Origin of the sequence: Reyranella sp., from assembly GCF_004296935.1 — a bacterium.
Classification (GTDB): Bacteria; Pseudomonadota; Alphaproteobacteria; order Reyranellales; family Reyranellaceae; genus Reyranella.
On sequence record NZ_SCVH01000146.1, the window covers coordinates 1 to 20997 of the forward strand.

The 20997-nt window shown below is 66.8% G+C and carries 25 protein-coding genes and 1 tRNA gene; 10 read left to right on the forward strand and 16 right to left on the reverse strand.

The window, feature by feature from the left end:
* Window positions 1-756 (reverse strand): MFS transporter (locus EPO55_RS20920; protein WP_363719510.1); only part of this gene is annotated, 756 nt, incomplete at its 3' end.
* 107 nt (window positions 757-863) lie between these two features.
* On the opposite strand from EPO55_RS20920, the gene EPO55_RS20925 reads away from it, so the two are divergent.
* Genes EPO55_RS20925 through EPO55_RS20935 form a run of 3 tightly spaced genes read left to right on the forward strand, consistent with a single transcriptional unit; the run spans window position 864 to window position 4245 of the window.
* On the forward strand, window positions 864-2129 hold the full coding sequence (locus EPO55_RS20925; protein WP_296339197.1) for an MFS transporter: 1266 nt from the start codon (window positions 864-866) through the stop codon (window positions 2127-2129).
* A 41-nt stretch (window positions 2130-2170) separates the two neighbouring features.
* Window positions 2171-3277, forward strand: coding sequence for a P1 family peptidase (locus EPO55_RS20930; RefSeq protein WP_296339198.1), 1107 nt, complete (start codon window positions 2171-2173; stop codon window positions 3275-3277).
* Window positions 3274-4245, forward strand: coding sequence for an SDR family NAD(P)-dependent oxidoreductase (locus EPO55_RS20935; RefSeq protein WP_296339199.1), 972 nt, complete (start codon window positions 3274-3276; stop codon window positions 4243-4245). Before EPO55_RS20930 ends, EPO55_RS20935 begins: the two co-directional genes overlap by 4 nt.
* 4 nt (window positions 4246-4249) lie before the next feature.
* On the opposite strand, the gene pcaB is transcribed toward EPO55_RS20935, so the two are convergent.
* Window positions 4250-5611, reverse strand: coding sequence for a 3-carboxy-cis,cis-muconate cycloisomerase (gene pcaB / locus EPO55_RS20940; protein ID WP_296339200.1), 1362 nt, complete (start codon window positions 5609-5611; stop codon window positions 4250-4252).
* Window positions 5612-5731: 120 nt separating this feature from the next.
* On the opposite strand from pcaB, the gene EPO55_RS20945 reads away from it, so the two are divergent.
* Together EPO55_RS20945 and EPO55_RS20950 are read left to right on the forward strand one after the other, a co-directional pair.
* Window positions 5732-6349 carry a TetR/AcrR family transcriptional regulator gene (locus EPO55_RS20945; protein WP_296339201.1) on the forward strand — a complete coding sequence of 206 codons (618 nt, stop codon included), beginning with the start codon at window positions 5732-5734 and terminating at the stop codon, window positions 6347-6349.
* Window positions 6350-6362: 13 nt separating this feature from the next.
* Entirely contained in the window at window positions 6363-7115 is a 753-nt protein-coding gene (locus EPO55_RS20950) for a glucose 1-dehydrogenase (RefSeq protein ID WP_296339202.1), read from the forward strand.
* Between the two features lie 37 nt (window positions 7116-7152).
* Here the strand turns inward: EPO55_RS20950 and EPO55_RS20955 are convergent.
* Both EPO55_RS20955 and EPO55_RS20960 read right to left on the reverse strand, forming a co-directional pair.
* Window positions 7153-7228 (reverse strand) — tRNA-Phe (locus tag EPO55_RS20955).
* 62 nt (window positions 7229-7290) lie between these two features.
* On the reverse strand, window positions 7291-8805 hold the full coding sequence (locus EPO55_RS20960) for a tetratricopeptide repeat protein (RefSeq protein WP_296339203.1): 1515 nt from the start codon (window positions 8803-8805) through the stop codon (window positions 7291-7293).
* A gap of 221 nt (window positions 8806-9026) precedes the next feature.
* On the opposite strand from EPO55_RS20960, the gene EPO55_RS20965 reads away from it, so the two are divergent.
* On the forward strand, window positions 9027-10244 hold the full coding sequence (locus EPO55_RS20965) for a vanadium-dependent haloperoxidase (protein ID WP_296339205.1): 1218 nt from the start codon (window positions 9027-9029) through the stop codon (window positions 10242-10244).
* 21 nt (window positions 10245-10265) lie between these two features.
* Here EPO55_RS20965 and yacG read toward each other — a convergent pair whose 3' ends face one another.
* From yacG to infA, 4 genes are read right to left on the reverse strand one after another with little or no spacing between them, the layout of a single operon-like run.
* Window positions 10266-10496: a DNA gyrase inhibitor YacG gene (gene yacG / locus EPO55_RS20970; protein ID WP_363719514.1), complete on the reverse strand. Its 231-nt coding sequence runs from the start codon at window positions 10494-10496 to the stop codon at window positions 10266-10268.
* A complete protein-coding gene (locus EPO55_RS20975; RefSeq protein ID WP_296339207.1) occupies window positions 10489-11685 on the reverse strand; it encodes a ribonuclease E/G in 1197 nt (398 codons plus the stop codon). The genes yacG and EPO55_RS20975 overlap by 8 nt, the downstream gene beginning before the upstream one ends.
* Window positions 11682-12263: a nucleoside triphosphate pyrophosphatase gene (locus EPO55_RS20980; RefSeq protein WP_296339208.1), complete on the reverse strand. Its 582-nt coding sequence runs from the start codon at window positions 12261-12263 to the stop codon at window positions 11682-11684. Before EPO55_RS20980 ends, EPO55_RS20975 begins: the two co-directional genes overlap by 4 nt.
* Window positions 12264-12266: 3 nt before the next feature.
* Window positions 12267-12485: a translation initiation factor IF-1 gene (gene infA, locus EPO55_RS20985; protein WP_296339209.1), complete on the reverse strand. Its 219-nt coding sequence runs from the start codon at window positions 12483-12485 to the stop codon at window positions 12267-12269.
* Window positions 12486-12659: 174 nt separating this feature from the next.
* Here infA and EPO55_RS20990 point away from each other — a divergent pair, with 174 nt between their 5' ends.
* From EPO55_RS20990 to EPO55_RS21000, 3 genes are all read left to right on the forward strand, one after another.
* Window positions 12660-13439, forward strand: coding sequence for a hypothetical protein (locus EPO55_RS20990; RefSeq protein ID WP_296339210.1), 780 nt, complete (start codon window positions 12660-12662; stop codon window positions 13437-13439).
* Between the two features lie 17 nt (window positions 13440-13456).
* Window positions 13457-14023 (forward strand): hypothetical protein, encoded by a 567-nt coding sequence (locus tag EPO55_RS20995; protein WP_296339211.1) that lies wholly within the window; start codon window positions 13457-13459, stop codon window positions 14021-14023.
* A gap of 177 nt (window positions 14024-14200) precedes the next feature.
* Window positions 14201-14494 (forward strand): PepSY domain-containing protein, encoded by a 294-nt coding sequence (locus EPO55_RS21000; protein ID WP_296339212.1) that lies wholly within the window; start codon window positions 14201-14203, stop codon window positions 14492-14494.
* Window positions 14495-14540: 46 nt separating this feature from the next.
* Here EPO55_RS21000 and EPO55_RS21005 read toward each other — a convergent pair whose 3' ends face one another.
* The 8 genes from EPO55_RS21005 to EPO55_RS21040 form a co-directional block, all read right to left on the reverse strand.
* Window positions 14541-14993 (reverse strand): arsenate reductase ArsC, encoded by a 453-nt coding sequence (locus tag EPO55_RS21005; protein ID WP_296339213.1) that lies wholly within the window; start codon window positions 14991-14993, stop codon window positions 14541-14543.
* Between the two features lie 5 nt (window positions 14994-14998).
* The gene (locus EPO55_RS21010; RefSeq protein WP_296339214.1) at window positions 14999-15472 is read right to left on the reverse strand and encodes a UPF0262 family protein; all 474 of its coding nucleotides are present in this window, start codon (window positions 15470-15472) and stop codon (window positions 14999-15001) included.
* A gap of 8 nt (window positions 15473-15480) precedes the next feature.
* On the reverse strand, window positions 15481-16788 hold the full coding sequence (gene hisD, locus EPO55_RS21015; RefSeq protein WP_296339215.1) for a histidinol dehydrogenase: 1308 nt from the start codon (window positions 16786-16788) through the stop codon (window positions 15481-15483).
* Window positions 16775-17446 carry an ATP phosphoribosyltransferase gene (gene hisG, locus EPO55_RS21020; RefSeq protein WP_296339216.1) on the reverse strand — a complete coding sequence of 224 codons (672 nt, stop codon included), beginning with the start codon at window positions 17444-17446 and terminating at the stop codon, window positions 16775-16777. Before hisG ends, hisD begins: the two co-directional genes overlap by 14 nt.
* Window positions 17447-17508: 62 nt before the next feature.
* Entirely contained in the window at window positions 17509-17931 is a 423-nt protein-coding gene (locus EPO55_RS21025) for a DUF2948 family protein (protein ID WP_296339217.1), read from the reverse strand.
* A gap of 4 nt (window positions 17932-17935) precedes the next feature.
* Window positions 17936-19216, reverse strand: a complete 1281-nt coding sequence (murA, locus tag EPO55_RS21030) for a UDP-N-acetylglucosamine 1-carboxyvinyltransferase (protein WP_296339218.1) — start codon at window positions 19214-19216, stop codon at window positions 17936-17938.
* A 12-nt stretch (window positions 19217-19228) separates the two neighbouring features.
* A complete protein-coding gene (gene dcd / locus EPO55_RS21035) occupies window positions 19229-19783 on the reverse strand; it encodes a dCTP deaminase (protein ID WP_296339219.1) in 555 nt (184 codons plus the stop codon).
* A 54-nt stretch (window positions 19784-19837) separates the two neighbouring features.
* Complete coding sequence (locus tag EPO55_RS21040; RefSeq protein WP_296339220.1) at window positions 19838-19993, reverse strand: hypothetical protein; 156 nt, start codon at window positions 19991-19993, stop codon at window positions 19838-19840.
* An 84-nt stretch (window positions 19994-20077) separates the two neighbouring features.
* On the opposite strand from EPO55_RS21040, the gene EPO55_RS21045 reads away from it, so the two are divergent.
* On the forward strand, window positions 20078-20773 hold the full coding sequence (locus EPO55_RS21045) for an HXXEE domain-containing protein (RefSeq protein ID WP_296339222.1): 696 nt from the start codon (window positions 20078-20080) through the stop codon (window positions 20771-20773).
* The last annotated feature ends 224 nt before the right edge of the window (window positions 20774-20997 follow it).

Sequence of the window (20997 nt, forward strand, 5' to 3'; positions counted from 1 at the left end):
CTTGACGGGCGCCAGCACGACGCGCTCGCTGGCGACGATGCTCGCCTCGATCTCGGCCATGACCCGCTCGGCTTCCCGCGGCTGACCATGGATCATCAGCCAGCGCGGACTCTCGGGCAGGAAACGGCGCAGAAAGAGGATCACGAAGCCTAGCAGCGCGCCGCTGCCGAAGGCCACCCGCCAACCCATGTCGGGATCCAGAACCGCCGGATCGAGCAGCCACACCGAGAGCAGCGCGCCCATCGCCGCGCCGATCCAGAAGCTGCCGTTGATGGCGAGGTCGACACGGCCGCGCAGCCGCGCCGGCATCAGCTCGTGGATCGCCGAGTTGATCGCGGCATACTCGCCGCCGATGCCCGCGCCGGTGAGAAAGCGGAAGAACAGGAAGCTGTAGAAATCCCACGAGAAGGCCGTGGCCGCCGTGGCGACGAGGTAGACGCCCAAGGTGACGTTGAAGAGCTTCTTGCGGCCGAGCTTGTCGGTGAGATGGCCAAAGAACAGGCTGCCCAGCACCGCGCCCGCGAGATAGGCGCTGCCCGTGAGGCCCACCTGCTCGGCGGTGAGCTGCAACCGTGGACTTGTTTGCAGGGCGGCGGCCACCGATCCGGCGAGCGTCACTTCGAGGCCGTCGAGGATCCAGGTGATGCCGAGCGCGACCACGACCAGCCGATGGAACCGGCTCCACGGCAAGCGGTCCAGACGTGCCGGCACGTCGGTGTGAGTTGCCGGGGTATGAGTCGCGCTCTGAATAGCCATGCTGGTCGTCGTGATAACGCCAGTGAGCGATGAGCGTTCCCCTCCTGCAACGCAGGCCTGCCGGACATGCGGTGGCTTCAAGCCGGACCGGCGACTATTATGGCGGCATGAGCGACAATACGATGGCGGCCAATGCCGTCCCCACGGCGCCCGCCGTCACCGCAGCGACCTCCGCCTCGGCCAACAACACGACCTTCGCGGTCATCCTTTCGCTCAGCTTCTGCCACCTGCTGAACGACATGATGCAGTCGCTGGTGCCGGCGCTCTATCCCATCCTCAAGGATTCATACGAGCTGAGCTTCGGCCAGATCGGCTTGATCACGCTCGCCTTCCAGTGCACCGCCTCGATGCTGCAGCCGGTCGTCGGCATGTACACCGACAAGCACCCCCAGCCTTATTCCCTGATGGTCGGCATGGGCTTCACCCTGGTCGGCCTGCTGCTGATGTCCCAGGCCAACACCTATCCGCTGATCCTGCTGGCGGCGGCGCTGATCGGCATGGGCTCGTCGGTCTTCCATCCCGAGGCTTCCCGCGTAGCGCGCATGGCGGCGGGCGGCCGCTACGGCCTGGCGCAATCGCTGTTCCAGGTCGGCGGCAACATGGGCTCCGCCGCGGGCCCACTGCTGGCGGCTTTCATCGTCGTCCCGGCAGGCCAGCAGAGCATCGTGTGGTTCTCGGCCGCCGCTTTCGTAGCCATGGCCGTGCTGTTCCAGGTCGGCGGCTGGTACAGTCGGCGTCGGGCTGAATCGAAAGTCGCCGCGAAACCGGCGGCACGCAGCAAAGCGGGTGCTGCTACTGCCTCGCCCTTGTCACGCCGCCGTGTCGGAGTCGCGATTGCGATCCTGGTGGCCCTGCTGTTCTCCAAGAACGTTTATAGCGCCAGCCTCGGCAGCTACTTCACTTTCTATCTGATCTCGAAATTCGGCGTCGATGTCCAGACAGCACAGCTCTTCCTCTTTGCCTTCCTGGTCGGCATCGTCATGGGCACCATTGCCGGCGGCGTCGTGGGCGACAAGGTCGGCCGCATCCCGGTGATGTGGTTCTCGATCGTGGGCGCGCTGCCGTTCGCCCTGATGCTGCCCTACGCCAACCTGTTCTGGACCGGCGTGCTCGCGGTCGCGGTGGCGATGATCATGGCCTCGGCCTTCTCCGCCATCCTGGTCTATGCCCAGGAGCTGCTGCCCGGCCGCGTCGGCCTCGTGGCTGGCATGTTCTTCGGCTTCTCCTTCGGCCTGGGTGGCCTCGGCGCCGCGGCGCTGGGCCAGCTCGCCGACATGACCAGCATCGACACCGTCTACAAGCTCACGCCGTTCCTGCTCCTGCTGGGATTGCTGACAGCGTTCCTGCCGCGCCATCCCGGCCGCCCGGCATGAGCCTTCGCTGAAGCAAGAGCGAAGAAATGCCCCGTGCACGCTTGCGCGATCTCGGCCTAACAGTCGGGACTCTGCCGCCCGGACCACTCAACGCCATTACCGACGTGGCGGGCGTCAAAGTGGGCTATTCGACCGTCATCCAGGATGGACCACGGATTGCCCGGACGGGTGTCACTGCCATCTGGCCGCGCGGACAGGAAATCTGGACCGACTACGTCTTCGCCGGCACGTTCTCGTTCAATGGCAACGGCGAAATGACGGGCCTTCCGTGGCTCGCGGAGCAAGGTCTGCTCGGTGCGCCAATCGGGATCACCAACACTTATCAGGTCGGAATCGTCCGTGACGCCATCACGGCCCTGGCGGTTCGCGACGGCGCCTCCCAGGCCTTTCACCTGCCAGTCGTCGCCGAGACCTACGATGGCTGGCTCAGCGATATCCAGAGCTTCACGCTGACGCAGGCACATGCGTTTGCCGCGTTCGACAGCGCGGTCGGTGGTTGCGCCATCGCCGAAGGCAATGTTGGCGGCGGCACCGGCATGATCTGTCACGAGTTCAAAGGCGGGACCGGCACGGCATCGCGCACCGTCGTCGAGAATGGAGAGTGCTATACGGTCGGCGCGCTGGTGCAGGCGAATTATGGCGCGCGCAATCTGTTGCGCGTGGATGGTGTACCGGTCGGTCGCGAGATCGGACCGGATGTCGTGCCGGCACATCGCTCGGGCACAAGCGCGGTCCCGCCGCCGGCTACGGAAGGTTCCATCATCGTCGTCCTGGCGACCGACGCGCCTCTCATTCCGATCCAATGTCAGCGGCTCGCCCGCCGGGCCACGACGGGGCTCTCGTGGGTGGGCGGCATCGGCGCCAATGGAAGCGGCGATATCTTCATCGCGTTTTCAACGGCCAATCACATCGGCCAGAACGACAGGATCAGCAACGTTAGGATGCTCGCGCCCGACGCGATGACGAGCCTCTTCCAGGCCGCGGCCGAGGCAACCGAAGAGGCGATCCTCAACGCAATGTGCATGGCCGAGACCATGTCCGGCCGGGACGGTCGCACCGTCCACGCGCTGCCGCTCGACCTCCTGCAGGAGGTGATGCGGAGTTACCGGCCCGACCAACGCCAGGCTCAGGGAGGCGCAGGCGCATGAAGGATTTTGCAGGCAGGATTGCCGTCATCACCGGTGGCGGCACCGGCATGGGCCGCGAGCTCGCCCGGCAGCTCGCCGCCGAGGGCTGCAACATCGCGCTCTGCGACGTCTCCGCCGCGGCGATGGAAGAGACACGACGCCTCTGCACCGTCGACGGGCTGCGCCAGGGCCAACGCATCACCACGCATGTGGCCGACGTCTCCGACGCGGTGCAGGTGCGTGGCTTTCGCGATGCCGTCGCCCGAGAACAGGACACCGACTGCATCCACCTGTTGTTCAACAACGCCGGCATCGGCGGCGGCGGCAGCCTGATCGTCAACGGGCAGGACGAATGGGAGCGGACGTTCAACGTCTGCTGGGGCGGAGTCTATAACGGCACCCGCACCTTCCTGCCGCTGCTGCAGAGGGCCGACGCCGGCCACATCGTCAATACCAGCAGCGTCAACGGCTTCTGGGCGGCCATCGCGCCACACATTCCGCAGACCGCCTATGCCGCGGCCAAGTTCGCGGTCAAGGGTTTTACCGAGGCGTTGATCACCGATCTTCGCATCAACGCCCCGCACATCAAGTGCTCGGTGGTGATGCCTGGCCACATCGGCACCTCGATCGTCGCCAACTCGCGTAAGGTGCAGAGCGGTAACGACACCGACGTCATGACGCCCAAGGAGATCGCCCAGGCCCGGGCGCGCATCGCCTCGATGGGCCGGGATGCGGCGGCGCTGTCCGACGACGAGGTGCGCAAGATCGTGACCGATCGCGCCAAACGCTTCCTCGAGGAGGCGCCGACGTCGGCCGCCGAAGCAGCACGCATCATCCTCGACGGCGTCAGGAACGAACGCTGGCGTATCCTCGTCGGCCGCGACGCCGAGCAGCTCGATGCCCGGGTGCGCGCGGCGCCCGAGCGCGCCTACGAAAAGGACTTTTTCGAAAGCTTCGAGTCGGAGGTGGGCTGGCGCCTCGGCCGCTGAGGCCTCAGCGCGGGAAGCATTCGAGCACCCGGTCGACCATCCGGGGCGCTTCGCCCAGATAGTTCGCCGGATCGGTCAAGCGATCGAGGGCCGGCCGGTCGAGATGCCTGGTGATCTCGGGCACCTTCGCCAGCGCCTCGGCCAACTCACCGCCGCTCTCGGCCACCGTCCGGCAGGCAGCGTAAACAACATCGTGCGCCTGCTGGCGGCCGAGGAACGGCGCCAGGCCCATCATGACCGCTTCGGCCACGATCAGGCCCTTGGACATCGCGAGATTGGCGGCCATGCGGCGCTCGTCGACGATCAGGCCGCCCAGCAATGTCTTGGCCTGGTGCAGCGCGCCCGCCGTCAGCACGAAGCTCTCGGGCACTGCTATCCACTCGGCATGCCACGGGCCGGTTGCGCGCTCGAAGTCCTGCACCATGGCGTCGAGCATCAGGCCGGCATGCTGGCGCACCGCCTTGCCGGCGGCGAGCATGAGCTCCGACGAGATCGGGTTGCGCTTCTGCGGCATGGTCGAGGAGGCACCACGGCCGGTGACGAAGGGCTCGTAGACCTCGGCGAATTCCGTCGACGCCATGATCATGACATCGAGCGCGATCTTGCCCAGCGAGCCGGTGACGAGGGCGAGGAAGTTGACGGTCTCGGCCAGGCCATCGCGGGCGACATGCCAGGTCGAGGCCGGCACGCCGAGTCCGAGCTCGGCACACAGCGCCGCCTGCACCTCCAGGCCCTTGTCGCCCAGCGAGGCCAGTGTGCCGGCGGCGCCGGCGAACTGGCCGACCAGCACACGCGGCTTCAATTGTTCCAGACGCTCGGCGTGCCGATCGAACATGGCGAGCCAGATCGCGACCTTGTAGCCGAAGGTGATGGGCAGCGCGTGCTGCAGATGGGTACGGCCGGCCATCGGCGTGTCGCGGTGTTTTCGCGCGAGGCTGGCCAGGATGCCGCGCAGCGCCGCCAGATCCTCGGCCACGACCTGCAGCCCGGCGCGCACCTGGAGGACGACGGCGGTATCCATGATGTCCTGGGTCGTGGCGCCCCAATGGACGAAGCGACCGGCCTCGCCGCACTGCTTGGCGAGCTGATGGACCAGCGGCAGGATCGGATAGCCCACGATGTCGGTCTCGCGGCGGAGATGGTCGAAGTCGAGGGCCTGGGCATTGCTGAGGCGGGCGATCTCCTCCGCCGCAGCCGCCGGGATGACGCCACAGCGCGCCTCGGCCTTGGCAAGGGCCACCTCGACCTCGACACAACGCGCGATGAAGGCGACGTCCGAGAAGATCGCCCGCATGCTGGGCGTTCCAAAGGCGTCGCGGAACAGGATCGAGTCCAGCACCGTCGTGGAACTCTGGAAAGCAGCCATCGGTCTTCTCCTCTTCGAAGCATCGACCCATATCGCAGTGGCAGCCTTGACACCAAGAGGCGAACTGCGGTTCAGTCAATAAATGAACCACGGTTCATTCTTTCAAGGATCGAACAAGGCATGGCCTATCGGCGGACGGAGAACGCGACCCAGCGGTTGGCGGACAGGCGCGCGCACATCCTGAAGGCTGCCCGCGATCTCGTCGCCGACGGCGGCTGGTCGGCCGCCCAGGTGGATCATGTCGCGGCGAAAGCCGGCGTCGCGACCGGGACGGTCTATCTCTATTGGCCCTCGAAGGCCGAGCTGTGCGCCGAGATCGTGGCAGCCGTCTCGGCGCGCGAGGTCGGGATCGTGAAGGCAATTGCCGATGGCGACGGCTCGCCGATGGAGAAGCTGCCCGCCGCCATCCGCACGTTTGCCAGCCGGTCGCTCCGCGGCCGCCGGCTCGCCTATGCCCTGATCGCCGAGCCCGTCGATCCGGAAGTCGAGGCCGTCCGTCTCGACTACCGGGCGCAGCTGGCGCTTTGCCTCGAGCGCATCCTGCGCGAGGGGATCATGCGCGGTACCTTCCCGCGGCTCGATCCGGCGGTGGCCGCCGCCTGCATCGTGGGTGCCTTCATGGAGGCCCTCATCGGGCCGCTAGCGCCGGCCAAGGGTACGGGGCCGCGCGCCGATCGCCACCTCATCGAGCAGATCACCCAATTCTGTCTGCGCGCCAGCGTCGGCGCCGCGGAGTGAGCGGAGACACCTGATGCAGGACTTCAAGGACAAGATCGTTCTCGTCACGGGCGGCGCGACCGGAATCGGGCGCGCAGCGGCTCTCGCCTTCGGCCGCCGTGGCGCCCTGCTCGTGTTGGCGGGGCGCCGACAGAGCGAAGGCGACAAGGCCGTCGCCGCGCTGGCCGAGACCGGCGCCAGCGGCCGCTTCATCGCGACCGACGTCACGCAGCCGGACGACCTCGCCAAGCTGCACCAGACGATCCTCCGCGACCATGGCCGCCTCGACGTCGCCTTCAACAACACGGGCTATCAGGAGCCGCGCGCGCCGCTCGCCGAGCAGGACGCCCGGCTCTACGATCGCGTGTTCGATACCAACGTCAGATCCGTCTATCTGTCGCTGCAGCACCAGGTTCGCCTCATGGCGCAGCAGGGCGGCGGCGCCATCGTCGTTAATGCGTCGGTGAGCGGGCTGCGCAATCCCAACCCTGGCCTCGCGCTTTACTCGGCGTCGAAGGCGGCGCTCGTTTCGCTGACGCGGTCCGCGGCGATGGAGTACGCGGAGAAAGGCATTCGCATCAATGCCGTTGCGCCGGGTCGCGTCGTCACCGACATGATGCTGGCCTCCAAGATCATGGATATGGGCGCCGTCGCAGCCGGATTGCCGCTGCGGCGCATGGGCCGGCCCGAGGAAGTGGCGGAGGCCGTCGTCTGGCTTGCCTCCGACGCCGCCTCGTTCGTCGTGGGGCACGTGCTGTGCACCGACGGCGGCTTCATGGCGCTGTGAACTTGCCACGCTGTGTGTTTGGGGCACTTGGGAGGAATGGTGCCCAGGGGCGGGTTCGAACCACCGACACTGCGATTTTCAGTCGCATGCTCTACCAACTGAGCTACCTGGGCGCACCACTTCGGACGGCGCGGGCTTATAGGATGGGCCAGCGCGCCTGTCTAGTTGGCCCGCTTCAACCCGCCAGCCGACCCTGTCGCATGCCGATTTCCCGCAGGCTATCCAGGAGCCGCTTCCGCGCCTCGGCCAGCCGCGGATTGCCGCCCGGCAAGCGCTGGAGGATGTGGTCGGGCACGAAGTCGGGCTGCCGGGCCATGAACTCGGCAAAGGCCAGCCGCGCCGCGGCGGTCCGCCCGAGCCTTTGCATCGCCGCCGCATGGATCGGCGGCCACGGCAGGCCAGGATTGGTGTCGGCCGCGGTCAGACCCCAATCGCCGGCCAGTTCGTAGCGACCGGCGAGGAAGTGCGCCATTGCGAGACGGTACTGGAATTCAGCGCGGATCGGGTCGCGCGGGCTGAGGCGCAGGGCCTTCTCCAAGGCAGCGACGGCCTCGTCTGCAAATCCGTTCAAGAGCAGCGCCAGGCCGCGCGCAGCGAAGGCGATCGGATGACGATGACGCTCCGTCCAGGCCGCGGTCAGCCGCAGGAGAGCCGGCAAATCCTGTTTCAGGAAGGCCTGGATGACCCGGGCCTGGTAGGCCCCATGTCCATCAGGCGTCAGCCGGCCGAGGCTCGCTGCGGCATCGTCGATGCGGCGGATCGCGGCCGACGGGTCGGACAGCCAGCGGTTGACCACGCCCTGATAGTTCATGAAGGAGAGGCCCCACCAACCGCGCACCGAATCCGCATCCAACGCGACCGCGCGTTCGCAAAGCTTCAGCGCCTCGTTGGTGTTCTCGGCATTGAAGCCGCGAAACCACAGGGCGAAGGCCCGCATCGCCAGATCATCGGCGGAAACTTCCAGCGGTGACAGCGCCGCTCGGCGCTCGACCGCGGAACGATAAAGCTCGGGCTGCAATGCCCGCTCGATCTGCACGGCGAACTCGGCCAGCGACTGCGGCAGTTCCGCCCGCTCGACCACGAAGGACTCCGCCCAACTCTGGATGCCGGTGTCGCCGCTCACCAGCGCCAGGTTCAGTCGAATCAGATTCCTCTCGAAGCGCAGGCTGCCGAGCACGATATGGCGCACGCGCAACTCGCGAGATACCTGCCGCGGGTCGACCGATCTGCCCTTGTAGGTCGCGGCAGTGTCGCGCGCGATCACGAGACTGCCCGGTAGTCGCGCCACCTCGATGACGAGGTCGCCGTGCAACGCGTCGGCAAACCATTCAATATCGTCGACCTCGCCTTCGACCGTCAGCGGCATCACGGCGATGGAAAGCTCCGGCGCGTCCGCCGCGCTATCGGGCGCGAGAAGATAGCCGCGTCGTGCGACGTTGCGCACCAGCCGGTGTTCGGTGTCGCCGAGCGCGCGCCGGACATCGGCGATCGCCTGGGTAAGAGACCCCTCCCCGACCACGACATCGGGCCACACGAGGTTCATCAACTCGTCCTTGCCGACCACCTGGCCGGCCCGGCGGCCCAGCACCAGAAGCAGGTCGAGCGCCTGCCTGCGCAAGCCGGCCAGCCGGCCGTCCGCCGTCAGCAATTCACCGGCTTCCAGATCGAGTACCAGGCCGCCCAACTGCAATCTGCCGGTTGCGGTTCCGTCGCGCGCAGTCGGTTCATTCATGACTGCTCACCTCGCCACCCGCCGGCAGGCCAGGGCGATCCCCTTGAAGTTCTTCATTCCGATTTGAGGGTTCCATCAGGACTCGCAGGGTGCGTTGGCCTACCCATCGCGTCAATTCCGCTGACCGACGAGAGGTCATGCGCGGAAGCCATTTCCGCCCATTCAAGGACGAACATTTCATGAAATCCGCTCTCATCCCGACCACCTTGCTGCTCGCCGCTCTGGCGATCCCGGCGAAGGCCGACGTCATCACCGACTGGAACCTGAAAACCGGCAACCTCATCACCGAGTCCAAGATGGGCACGCCGCCGGCCATTCGCGTGATGGCCATCGTGCAGACATCTGCCTATGGCGCCGTCAATGCCATCACGCAGCGCTACCCGGCCGCCGCTTCACAGTCGCGCGCCGCCAAAGGCGCCTCGATCGACGCCGCGGTCGCGGCGGCCCATCGCGGCGCGCTGCTCAAGCTTCTGCCGGCGCAACAGGCGTCGATCGAAGCCGCTTACCAGGCAGCCCTTGCATCCATCACCGACGGCGATGCCAAGACCGCCGGCATCGCCATCGGCGAGCAGGCCGCGGCCCAGGTCCTGGCCCAGCGCGCTGTAGACAGCGTCAACTCGCCGGTCGCCTACCGGCCGCACACCAGCGCGGGCGCCTATGTGCCGACGGCCGCACCGGCCGTGCCGCAGTGGTCGCAGCGCAAGCCCTGGCTGATGACCAGCGCCGCGCAGTTCCGTCCCGCCGCACCGCCGGCGCTGACCAGCCAGGTCTGGGTGCGCGATTACAACGAGGTCAAGGGCCTCGGCAGCAAGACCAGCGCGAGCCGCAGCGCCGAGCAGACCGAGATCGCCCTCTTCTGGGACTACTCGCTGCCGTCGATCTACTACGGCGTGGTGCGTTCGGTGGCCGACCAGCCGGGCCGTGAGCCGACACGCAATGCCCTTCTGTACGCGATGGCGGCGCAGGCGATGGACGACGCCCTGATCGGTGTGTTCGACGCCAAGTACCACTACAACTTCTGGCGGCCGGTCACGGCGATCCGCAACGGCGACGTCGATGGTCACGACGGCACGCAGCGCGATGCGTCATGGGCCTCGTTGATCGACGCGCCGATGCACCCGGAGTATCCGAGCGGTCACGCCATCCTGGCGTCCGCCGTGGCGACGGTGTTGAAGGCCGACATCGGCGCCGGACCGGTTCCGCCGCTGGCGACGACGAGCCCGACCGCCAAGGGCGCGACCCGGCGCTGGGCCAGCCTCGACGACTTCGTTCGGGAAGTATCGGACGCTCGCATCTACGGCGGCATCCACTTCCGCACCGCTACGGAAGTCGGCGTCGAGATGGGCCGGCGTATCGGGGAGCTCGCCGCCAAACGGCTGCACACCCCTGGACAATAAGGTCGAAGAGTTCGGGATCGGCTAGCCCGTCTGGCTGGTCGATCCCGACCCGGTCCCGCCGCCCTCGTCCTCGGCTGGAGTCTCGTCGGTCTCGACGCGATAGCCTTCCTTGAGCCACCGTCCGAGATCGATGTTGGCGCAGCGCTTGGAGCAGAAAGGTCGGTACTCTACGGTCCCGGCCTTTTCGCATATCGGACACTTGGCCATGATCCGAACGGCGCGCAGCGGTGGGGGCGTGGATCGGTCAGTCATCGCTCTTCTCAAGCGCCTCAAGTTGGGCCTTCAGCGTCGCGCCGCGGCGGGCGCGCGTCAACTCGAAGTGACCGAGCCGGGTGAAACCATAAAGCTGGGTCGGCACGGGATCGTCGGCTAGAGCCTCGGCGAGGGCGGCCTGGACCTTGTCGCGATCGTAGTTGCTGCGCATGGTGACAAAGTCGATGACCACGGCGCCGGCGATGTTACGCAGCCGGAGCTGCTGGGCGATCGCCGGCGCGGCCTCGAGATTGATCTCCATCGGCCGGCGCGGCGCGCGGCCCTGGCGGCCGCCAGCGGTGGCGCTGTCGACGTCGACCGCGCACAGCGTCTCGCCCGGCTCGAACAGCACCTCGATGCCGCTTTCGAGGGCGATGCGCTCGGCCAGCGCGGTGTCGATCTGGCCGGCCACGTCGTCGATGTCGAACGCCGGCATCGGGCCGTTGTGCCAGCGCACGCGAATTTTCTCGGCCCGCCGATCCATCTCGTCCTGCAGGCGGCGCGCCATCGCACGGTCATCGAGGATCACCTCCTCGAGCATGGCCCCGTGGTCGCGCAACGCGCGGGCGATCGGATCGCGCTCGCCGGGAATGTGCGCCGTGAGATCGGCCGGTGGCTGCGAGTCGAAGGCCTGGCGACGGATCTTCTCCCAGCGTTCCATGATCTCGGCCGCATCGGCGCGCAGCACGTCGAGCGGGGCGCCTGAAGCCGCGGTGCGCAGCACGATGCCGCCCTCCAGCAAACCCTCGACATGGGAGCGCAGGCGATCGCGCTCGGACTCGCTTTCGATCCGACGCGAGAAGCTCACGCCCGCGCCGACCGGATGGTAGACAAGGTAGCGCCCGGTCACGGCGAGGTTCATCGACAGCCGCGGACCCTTCGAATTCTCGCCCTCCGCCTCGCCGTCACTGCGCACCTGGACCAGGAGCGGTGCCCCAGGAGGTGGCCAGTCCTCGACTCCGGCTCGATCGGCGCCGCGCAGAAAACCCGAGCGGCCGATGCCGATGTCGACGAAGGCCGCATCGAGATCGGGCATCACCCGCTCGAGCCGGCCCAGGAACACGCTGTCGGTATGGCTGGGCCGGTCGCGGCGCACGATCTTCAGCTCCACCAGACGCCCGCTGGCAGTCAGCGCCATCAGGAAGGCCTTTGGCAGCACATGGCAGATCAGCCGGTCGACAGGGCTCACGACACGGCCGACTTCAGCAGCTTCACGGTCTCGAACAGCGGCAGGCCCACGACGTTGCTGTAGGAGCCGGAAAGGAAGTCGACGAAGCGCGCGGCGCGGCCCTGGATGGCGTAGCCACCGGCCTTGCCGCGCCATTCACCGCTTTTCAGGTAGTCGTCGATCTCGGCCGCCTCCAGCCGCTTGAAGCGCACGATGGTCTCGACCAGCCGTGTGCGCACGGTGCCGTCGGGAAAACCGACCGCAACGGCGCCCAGCACGCGATGCCGCCGACCCGACAGCCGACCCAGGCAGACCCGCGCCTCGGCCTCGGTCTCGGCCTTGGGCAGAATACGCCGGCTGCACACCACGACGCTGTCGGCGGCCAGGACGACGGCGCCGGGGTGACGAGGTACCACGACGGCGAGCTTCGACCTCGCCATGCGCAAGGCATAGGCGCGCGGTAGCTCGCGCGCGGCAGGCGTTTCGTCGAGGTCGGCGGGATCGATCTCAGCGGGCTCGAGTCCGACCTGTCGCAGCAGGTCGAGCCGGCGCGGTGACGCGGAGGCCAGAACGAGCGAGGGGATCGGCGAGAGGCGCAACGCCTACTTGAAGCGGAAGGTGATGCGGCCCTTGGTCAGGTCGTACGGCGTCATCTCAACCGTGACCCGGTCGCCCGCGAGCACGCGGATGCGATTCTTGCGCATCTTGCCCGAGGTGTGGGCGAGAATCGTGTGATCGTTGTCGAGTTTTACCCGGAACATGGCGTTGGGCAGCAACTCGGACACCACACCGTTGAACTCGATCAGATCTTCTTTGGCCATCCGGCCTCCGGCTTGGAGTGAATTGTGGAAGGAAGCGGGCGGAAAATGGGCCGCACCGGGGATTTAGTCAATGGACCCAAGGGGATAGAAACGCAACCTGCTCTTCTCACAGGGCTGACCGTCGCCTATATGTACGGCGGCTGCAAATGCCCGGGGAAGGAAGGACAGTCAAAAATGAAAATCCAGCGACTCTCGGGTCTGTTGGCTGCCACGACGACCATTGCATGGCTGGCATCCGGCCTGGCACTGGCGCAGGCGCCAGTCCCCGCGGCTGCACCCGCTGCAGCCCCGAGTGCCATCACGGCGCCGGCCCAGAAGACGATCGGCACGCCGTCGACCAGAAAGCATTCCGCGGCCCTCATCGTGGTCAATGCCCGCGGTGCCAAGCTCGTGGGCCAGAAGCTCACCCTCGAAGGCGTGTCACCCAACGCGGTCCTGTTCACCACCCGGCCGGCACGCGGCGTCGGCCACATGCTGACGCCCGACATGGTCGACATCTGGACGACCGGCAGCTTCGCCAAGGATCCGCCCAATGCCACCGTGTCTGTGTTCCAGAAGGACGGCTCCGGCGTCTCCGATATCGTGGCCGTCCTCAAGTCGCCCAAGCTCGACGGCGACAAGCTGACGTTCGACGTCCAGGTGCTTGAAGGCAGCATCGCCAATGCTGACGGACCGGCCTCGATCTTTATCGACACGGTCTGGTTCGGCCTCGGCGGCTCGCAGGGCGTTACCTATCTCGGCCAGAGCCAGACCGTCTCGGATGCGCCTGCCATCGGCAGCCGTTACGACACGAGCGCCTATGGCAACGGCCAATGGTCCAATCCGTCACCGACGCGCGCGCCCAACTATTACGGCCAGTCGTCCGGCGGCGCCGGCGCGCCCCCGCCACCGGAACTGGATCCGCGCTACGGGCCGAAGCGGTGCGGCGCACCGCCCCTCCTGCCCTGCTACTAAGCCGCATCGGAGGCTACATGAGTTCCCTTCGCCTCGCCGCCGCCCTGCTTGCGGCGTCGACTCTCCTCGGCCTGCCGGGTCTGTCGGATGCGCAGACCGCCGGAGCACCACAGAGCCCGCCGCTGCCCGGCAAGACCATCGGCATGCCGCAGCAGCCGCAGATCGTGCCGTCGATGATCGTGCTCAATGCCCGAGGCGCCAAGCTGGTGGGCCAGAAGCTTACTCTAGAGGGCATCTCGCCCAACGCCATTGTCTTCGCCGACCGGCCGATCCGTTCGGCCGGCCATGCACTCACGAAGCACCTGCTTGAAGAGTGGAGCAGTGCGGCACCTGACAGCTTCGCCAAGGACCCGCCCAACGCCACGGTGTCGGTGCTCAACAAGTCCAAGGCCGAGGTCGTCGACGCCGTGATGGTACTGAAGTCGCCCAAACTCGAGGGCGACAAGCTCATCTTCGACGTCGAGGTCATTGAGGGCAATCTGGCTGGCGGCGATGGCGCGGTCTCGGTATTCCTCGACATCATCAACCTGCCGATGGCGCGCCGGACTTCGCACCGCGCCGCCTGGTACGGCGGCGCGCAGTAGCGATCGTCACAAGCGATCACGAGAAGAAGAAGCGCCGATTCTGACAAGGTCCTGACGTCCGATCAAATCACGTCACGATCTTTTGCAAATTCGCGCGTCGCGTGAACCATACTGTCATCACATTCATGAGCGGCAATGGCGCCGGGGAAAGTTCCCCGTGTAACAGGAGTCGTTTTCATGAATCGTACGCTTCTCGCGATCGCACTGCTTGGCGTATCGGCCATCGTCGCAACCGGCGCCCAGGCGCAGTCGGCTGCACCCTACCCCGTCAACAGCCCCAAGGGCACCGGCGCATCGTGGACGCCGGGCGCCGAAGCAAGCTATGCGAAGGCCACCATTCAAAGTGCCGGTTACTCCGGCGTGAGCGACCTCACGCGCGATTCGGACGGCACATGGCGCGCTCACGCGCTGAAGAACAACGCCAAGGTCAACGTCTCGCTCGATCGAGCCGGCCGCGTCACCGCAAACTAGTCCGCCTCCGCCCCGCTCTTCCCTTCGGCCCGGGAGGAGCGGGGCATCAGGGCGACGGCCCGGAAGGACTGCCGAACCGGGCTTTCAGGCGATTGAGGATCAGGTCGCGCGCCTCGCGGAATGCCTGCAACTGCACTTCGCGCGGACCTTCGACCGCACTGGGGTCGGGCAGCGGCCAGTACTCGACCTCGGCCGCCGTGCCGCGGGTGAATTCCAGCGCCCGGTGATGTGCCTCCGGCGACAGAGTGACGATCAGCTCGAACGACGCCGGATCGACGTCCTCGAATGTCTGGGCATGGTGGCGGTGAACGTCGATCCCGAGTTCGTCCAGGGCAGTGACGACAAAGCCGTCGACCTCCCGCGCCCGGACACCGACCGATTCGACATAAACCGACTGGCCGTAGAGCCGCCTGGCCAACGCCTCGGCCATCGGCGAACGCACCGAATTCTCGCTGCAGGCGAAGAGCAAGCTGGAAGGCAATCCGTTCGCCGCCGCCATGCCGCTCACGACGTGATGTGAAGGGCGCAGATCAGGGTGAACAGCCGGCGGGCGGTATCGTGATCGACTTCGATCTTGCCGGCGAGCCGCTCGCGCAGCAGTTCGGATCCCTCGTTGTGCAGGCCGCGCCGCCCCATATCGAGCGCTTCGATCTGCGAAGGCCCGAGTTTCTTGATGGCGGCGTAGTAGCTCTCGCAGATGAGGAAGTAGTCCTTCACGACCTTGCGAAAGGGCGTCAGCGACAGGACGATATCGCGCAGCTTGCGATCCTCGTCGTCGCGCACGTCGAATACCAGCCGCTGCTCGAAGATGCCGACGCGCAGCCTGTAGGGACCCGGGGCGCCACCGATGAGATGAAAGTCGTTCTCCTCGATGATGTCGAACAGGGCAACGGCACGCTCATGCTCGACCTCGGGCGAGCGCCGCGCCACGGACTGCTCGTCCAGCACGATGTCGGCGATGCGGCGCGACTTCGGCATCGCAGACCTCAGGCGCGGCGGTTCAGCCGGATCGAGATCGACCGGCCATGCGCCTCGAGGCCCTCCGCACCGGCGAGCGCCAGCGCCGCCGGCCCGAGGGCGACGAGGGCGTCGGGTGTGCAGGACACGAGCGAGGTGCGCTTGAGGAAATCGGCGACGCCGAGACCGCCCGAAAAGCGCGCCGCGCGCGACGTCGGCAACACGTGATTGGTGCCGGCGACGTAGTCGCCGATGGCCTCGGGCGTATGGCGGCCGAGGAAGATCGCGCCGGCGTGCCGGATCTCCTGCGACAGCGCCTCGGCAGCCGGCATCTCCATGGCGAGCTCGACATGCTCGGCGGCGATGCGATCGACGATCGGCGCACATCCAGCAAGGCCGGGCACCAGGATGATGGCGCCATTGCCGCGCCAGCTCGACGCGGCAATCTCCGCCCTCTTCATCGTCTTCAGTTCGCTCTCGACGGCGCGCGCCACCACGTCGGCAAATGCGCGATCCTGGGCAATCAATACCGACTGTGAGGAGGGATCGTGCTCGGCCTGCGACAAGAGATCGGCCGCGATCCAGGCGGGATCGTTCTGGGCATCGGCCACGACCAGGATTTCCGAGGGTCCCGCGATCAGGTCGATGCCGACCTGCCCGAAGACGCGGCGCTTGGCGGCGGCGACATAGGCATTGCCCGGCCCGGTGATCTTGTCGACCGGCTTGATCGACTGGGTGCCGTAGGCGAGCGCCGCCACCGCCTGGGCGCCGCCGATGCGCCAGATCTCGTCGGCGCCGGCGATGCCGGCAGCCAGCATGACCAGAGGGTTGAGCACGCCGTCGGGCGTCGGCACCGCCATGACGATGCGCCGGACGCCGGCAACCTTGGCCGGCACGATGTTCATCAGGACCGATGAGGGATAGGCCGCCGTACCGCCCGGCACATAGACACCGGCGGCATCGACCGGCCGGTAGCGCGCGCCGAGCCGCGTGCCCGTGGCATCGGTGAAGTCGACGTCCTTGGGCAGCAGCGCACGGTGGAACGCCTCGATCCGCTTGGCCGCGAAGACCAGTGCCTCGCGTTGCACCGACGGCACCTTTGCCGCGGCCGCCGAGCGTTCGGCCTCGCTGACGCGGAGGCCCGCCGCGTCGGTCTCGAAGCGGTCGAACTTTCTCGTGTAGTCGAGGAGCGCCACGTCGCCCCTTGCGCGCACGTCGGCCACGATATCGGCCACGACGCGGTCGACGTTCTCATCGGCGTCCCGATTGCGCCCGAGGAAGGCCTGGAAGTCCCGTTCGAAGCCCGGCGCCGAGGCGTCGAGCCTAAGCGGCGACACGGGCGACCTCGCGGAAGCGATCGATCCAGCGACCGACCCGCTCCGGCTGCGTTTTTAGCGCGGCGCGATTGACGATGAAGCGCGAGGTGATGTCGGCGATGTGCTCGATCTCGACCAAGCCGTTGTCCTTGAGCGTCCGGCCCGAATCGACCAGGTCGACGATGCGGTGGCTGAGTCCGAGCGAGGGCGCCAGTTCCATCGCCCCCGAGAGCTTCACACACTCGGCCTGCACGCCACGGGCGGCGAAATGCCTGCGCGTCACTTCAGGATATTTGGTGGCGATGCGAACGTGGCTCCAGCGCCGCGGATCGTCGCTGCTCGCCATCTCGGCGGGTTCGGCGACGGCCAGGCGACACTTGCCTATGCCGAGATCGATCGGCGCGTAGATTTCCGAATAGTCGAACTCCATCAGCACGTCGGCACCGGCGATGCCGAGGTGGGCGGCGCCGAAGGCCACGAAGGTCGCGACGTCGAACGAGCGGACGCGAATGATGTCGAGGTCGGCGTGGTTGGTCGTGAAGCGAAGCTGGCGCGCGTCAGGGTCGGCGAAGGCCGCTTCCGGCTCGATGCCGGCGCGCGCAAACACCGGGGCCGCCTCCTTGAGGATGCGGCCCTTGGGGATCGCCAGAATCAGCTTCTCGTTCGCTTCGCTCGACACGACCGTCTGCTCCAATAACGAATACCCGCCCTTCGTCGAATCCCCTGGAACTATTCGAGGGGCTATTCGACCGGATGAGCGGGCTTCCAGGGGGTGGGCCAAGGCTCGCCCACGTCCCCCAAATGGCATGCGAGGCGGCCGATTTCCAGCCGGATGGCCCGGCCGGAAGCAAAGCGCAGGGCAACTGAACCGTCGTTTTCCAGTGTCACGGCCAGCAATTCCAGCATCCGGTCGGGTTCCCCGAGCGGGATATCGTGGTGGCGGACACCCGTTACCTCGTTGAAAACAAGGGCGGAATGGGTCCGGGAATGAGCCGAATCGATGCTCGGATCGGCCTCCCACTGGAAGCGGTTCAGAAGCAGCACGAAGCGCTTCTCGTCCTTGAGATAGGCGCAGTCGCGCACTGCCACGAGGGCGTCCTGGACCGCCGCGGAGATCACGCCGAGATCTTCGGCATCGAGCGCCGAGAGTTTCAGCTTCCCCACCGGCTCAGCCCTTCAGCCGCTCGATGTCGGCGCCGCAGGCGGCGAGTTTGTCCTCGAGTCGCTCGTAGCCGCGGTCGAGGTGGTAGACGCGGTGCAGGGTCGTGTCGCCCTCGGCCGCCAGCGCCGCGATCGCGAGCGAGACCGAGGCGCGCAGGTCGGTCGCCATCACGTCGGCGCCGCGCAGCTTCGGGACCCCGCGGACCAGCGCCGATTCGTGATGGATGGTGACATTGGCGCCCATGCGCGACAGTTCCGGCACGTGCATGAAGCGGCTCTCGAACACCGTCTCGGTGATCATCGACGCCCCTTCGGCCCGCGTCATCAGCGCCATCATCTGTGCCTGCAGATCGGTCGGGAACCCGGGATAGGGTTCGGTCATGACGTCGACGCCGTGCAGGCCGTTGGCACGGCTGATATGGACGCCGCGGTTGGTCTTCTCCAGCACCACGCCGGCGGCGCGCAGGCTCTGGGCCGCAGCCTCCATCAGATCAAGTCGGGCGCCGACCAGCTCGACGTCGCCGGCCGTCATCGCCACCGCCATGGCGTAGGTGCCGGTCTCGATGCGGTCGGGGATCACCGTGTGCGTAGCGGCCTTGAGCTGCTCCACACCCTCGATGACGAGCGTCTCGGTGCCGATGCCGCTGACCGGCACGCCCATCTTGGCGAGACATTCGGCGAGATCGGTGATCTCCGGCTCGCGGGCGGCGTTGTCGAGCACGGTCGTGCCCTTGGCCAGTGCCGCCGCCATCATCAGGTTCTCGGTGGCGCCCACCGACACCTTGGGAAAGGTGTAACGCGCGCCTTTGAGGCCCTTGGGCGCGCGTGCGACCATGTAGCCGCCGTCGATGTCGATCTCGGCGCCCATCGCCCGCAGGCCCGCGATATGCAGGTCGACCGGCCGAGCACCGATGGCGCAGCCGCCGGGCAGCGAGACGCGCGCCGCGCCTTCGCGGGCCAGCAGCGCCCCCAGCACCAGGACCGACGCGCGCATCTTGCGCACGATGTCGTAGGGCGCCGTCGTCGAGGAAATCCTGCGCGTCTGCAGCGTGAGCGTCGTGCCATGGGCGTGGCCGTTTTCACCGGTACCCGCATCGATCTCGACACCGTGCTGCGACAGCAGCTGGATCATCGTGGTGATGTCGGCCAGCCGCGGCACATTGTGCAGGACGAGCTTCTTGTCGCTGAGCAGCGCCGCCACCATCAGCGGCAGTGTGGCGTTCTTGGAGCCGGAGATGCGGATGTCGCCCTTGAGCTGGCGGCCGCCCTTGATGCGGATGCGATCCATGGTCTTCTCCGCTCAGATCTTGGGCAGGGTGACGCCGCGCTGGCCCTGATACTTGCCGGCCTTGTCGCGGTACGAGACTTCGCAGGGCTCGTTGCCCTGCAGGAACAGGAACTGGCAGGCGCCCTCGTTGGCGTAGATGCGGGCAGGCAGCGGCGTGGTGTTGGAGAATTCCAGGGTCACGTGGCCCTCCCACTCCGGCTCCAGCGGCGTCACGTTCACGATGATGCCGCAGCGCGCGTAGGTCGATTTGCCGACGCAGATCACCAGCACGTCGCGCGGGATGCGGAAATACTCCACGGTACGCGCAAGGGCGAAGGAATTGGGCGGGATGACGCAGATGTCGGTGTTTCGGTCGACGAAGCTCTGCTGGTCGAAGTTCTTGGGATCGACCACGGCCGAATTGACGTTGGTGAAGATCTTGAAGTCGTTGCCGACGCGGGCGTCATAGCCGTAGGACGAAAGCCCATAGGAGATGACGCCTTCGCGCTTCTGGGCATCGACGAAGGGTTCGATCATGCCCTTCTCCTGCGCCATGCGGCGGATCCAGCGGTCGGAGAGGATTGTCATTCTTCTTGGGTTCCGAGGGGGTTGAATGGCTTCTAGACGAGCAGGCCGGTTCGCTCAACCTTGCTTGTTGTCGAGATCGGCTTTGGGTTGTCCCTTGGCACGGGCCTGAGCCTTGCGCCGCTTGAGGTTTTCCCGCAAGGCGGCGGCCAGCCGCGTGGCCTTCTCCCCGGCTTTCTGGGGCGATTTGGCGGTTTTGGAGGGGCCGCTCATGGTCGGGAAGGATACACCATTTGGCCTCCTCGGGGATCATTCGGCGGTCGACGGTCGCGTCGCCGCAGCGCTAGGCTGCCCTCGATGCTCTCTTTCACCTACGTCTGGCCCTACATGGGCCTCGGCGCCGCTTTGCTGCTGGCGCTGCTGCTGACAACCGATGCACTGCGCAGCGACAAAAGCGTGCCACGTTGGCGCGATCTCGTCTGGCTCGCCTGGGCCGGGACCTGGATCTATCTGGTGCACCAGTTCGAGGAGCACGGCGTCGACGCCGAGGGTGCGCACTACGCCTTCCGTGGCTTCATGTGCGCAAGTCTGGGCTTTCCCGATGTCGGGACCTGTCCGGTTCCCTTCTCCTTCATCACGTCGGTGAACGTCGCCCTCGTCTGGGTGGCGGGCCCCGCCGCGGCGTTGCTCGGCCGGCGTTGGCCCGCGCTGGCGCTCAGCTTCTTCTCCGTTCCCTTCGTCAACGCGATCGCCCACCTCGCGCCGGCAATCGCCAAGGGCGCCTACAATCCGGGCGTCGTGACCTCGATCCTGCTGTTTCTGCCGCTGTCTCTGTGGGCGTTCCATGTCGCGCTCGGCCACGAACGGCTCGGCTGGACCGCAGTGATCGCCACGATCGCCGCCGGCTTCGTGCTTCACGCCATCCTGATGGGATCGGTGATGGCCTACATCAACGGCTGGCTTGGCGTAGCCCTTCTCGACATCATCCAGATCATCAATCCTGCGATCGCTGGCCTGATCGTCTACCTCGCGACCCGGCGGCGGACCGCCTAGCCTCCCGTCGCCGCTGGCCCAACTTTTCAAAATTGGCCCAACTCGGCTGTCAGAAATTGGCTCTCCAAACCGCCGGAAAGCCAATAAATCCAGGATTTTGCCCCGCTCAACGGGCCCACCTGAAACGTGGGGGTGTTGGGCCCGAATGTGGGCCCGGAGTCCGACCCCCTCCGCCCGCTACGCGGGCACCTCCCCCGCAGACGGGGGAGGAGTTAAATCGACCT

Coding starts and splice junctions, on each gene's coding strand:
- EPO55_RS20925 (WP_296339197.1), top strand. CDS start 864: ATGAGCGACAATACGATGGCGGCCAATGCCGTCCCCACGGCGCCCGCC.
- EPO55_RS20935 (WP_296339199.1), top strand. CDS start 3,274: ATGAAGGATTTTGCAGGCAGGATTGCCGTCATCACCGGTGGCGGCACC.
- pcaB (WP_296339200.1), bottom strand. CDS start 5,611: ATGGCTGCTTTCCAGAGTTCCACGACGGTGCTGGACTCGATCCTGTTC.
- EPO55_RS20945 (WP_296339201.1), top strand. CDS start 5,732: ATGGCCTATCGGCGGACGGAGAACGCGACCCAGCGGTTGGCGGACAGG.
- EPO55_RS20950 (WP_296339202.1), top strand. CDS start 6,363: ATGCAGGACTTCAAGGACAAGATCGTTCTCGTCACGGGCGGCGCGACC.
- EPO55_RS20965 (WP_296339205.1), top strand. CDS start 9,027: ATGAAATCCGCTCTCATCCCGACCACCTTGCTGCTCGCCGCTCTGGCG.
- yacG (WP_363719514.1), bottom strand. CDS start 10,496: ATGACTGACCGATCCACGCCCCCACCGCTGCGCGCCGTTCGGATCATG.
- infA (WP_296339209.1), bottom strand. CDS start 12,485: ATGGCCAAAGAAGATCTGATCGAGTTCAACGGTGTGGTGTCCGAGTTG.
- EPO55_RS20990 (WP_296339210.1), top strand. CDS start 12,660: ATGAAAATCCAGCGACTCTCGGGTCTGTTGGCTGCCACGACGACCATT.
- EPO55_RS20995 (WP_296339211.1), top strand. CDS start 13,457: ATGAGTTCCCTTCGCCTCGCCGCCGCCCTGCTTGCGGCGTCGACTCTC.
- EPO55_RS21000 (WP_296339212.1), top strand. CDS start 14,201: ATGAATCGTACGCTTCTCGCGATCGCACTGCTTGGCGTATCGGCCATC.
- EPO55_RS21005 (WP_296339213.1), bottom strand. CDS start 14,993: ATGGCGGCGGCGAACGGATTGCCTTCCAGCTTGCTCTTCGCCTGCAGC.
- EPO55_RS21010 (WP_296339214.1), bottom strand. CDS start 15,472: ATGCCGAAGTCGCGCCGCATCGCCGACATCGTGCTGGACGAGCAGTCC.
- murA (WP_296339218.1), bottom strand. CDS start 19,216: ATGGATCGCATCCGCATCAAGGGCGGCCGCCAGCTCAAGGGCGACATC.
- dcd (WP_296339219.1), bottom strand. CDS start 19,783: ATGACAATCCTCTCCGACCGCTGGATCCGCCGCATGGCGCAGGAGAAG.
- EPO55_RS21040 (WP_296339220.1), bottom strand. CDS start 19,993: ATGAGCGGCCCCTCCAAAACCGCCAAATCGCCCCAGAAAGCCGGGGAG.
- EPO55_RS21045 (WP_296339222.1), top strand. CDS start 20,078: ATGCTCTCTTTCACCTACGTCTGGCCCTACATGGGCCTCGGCGCCGCT.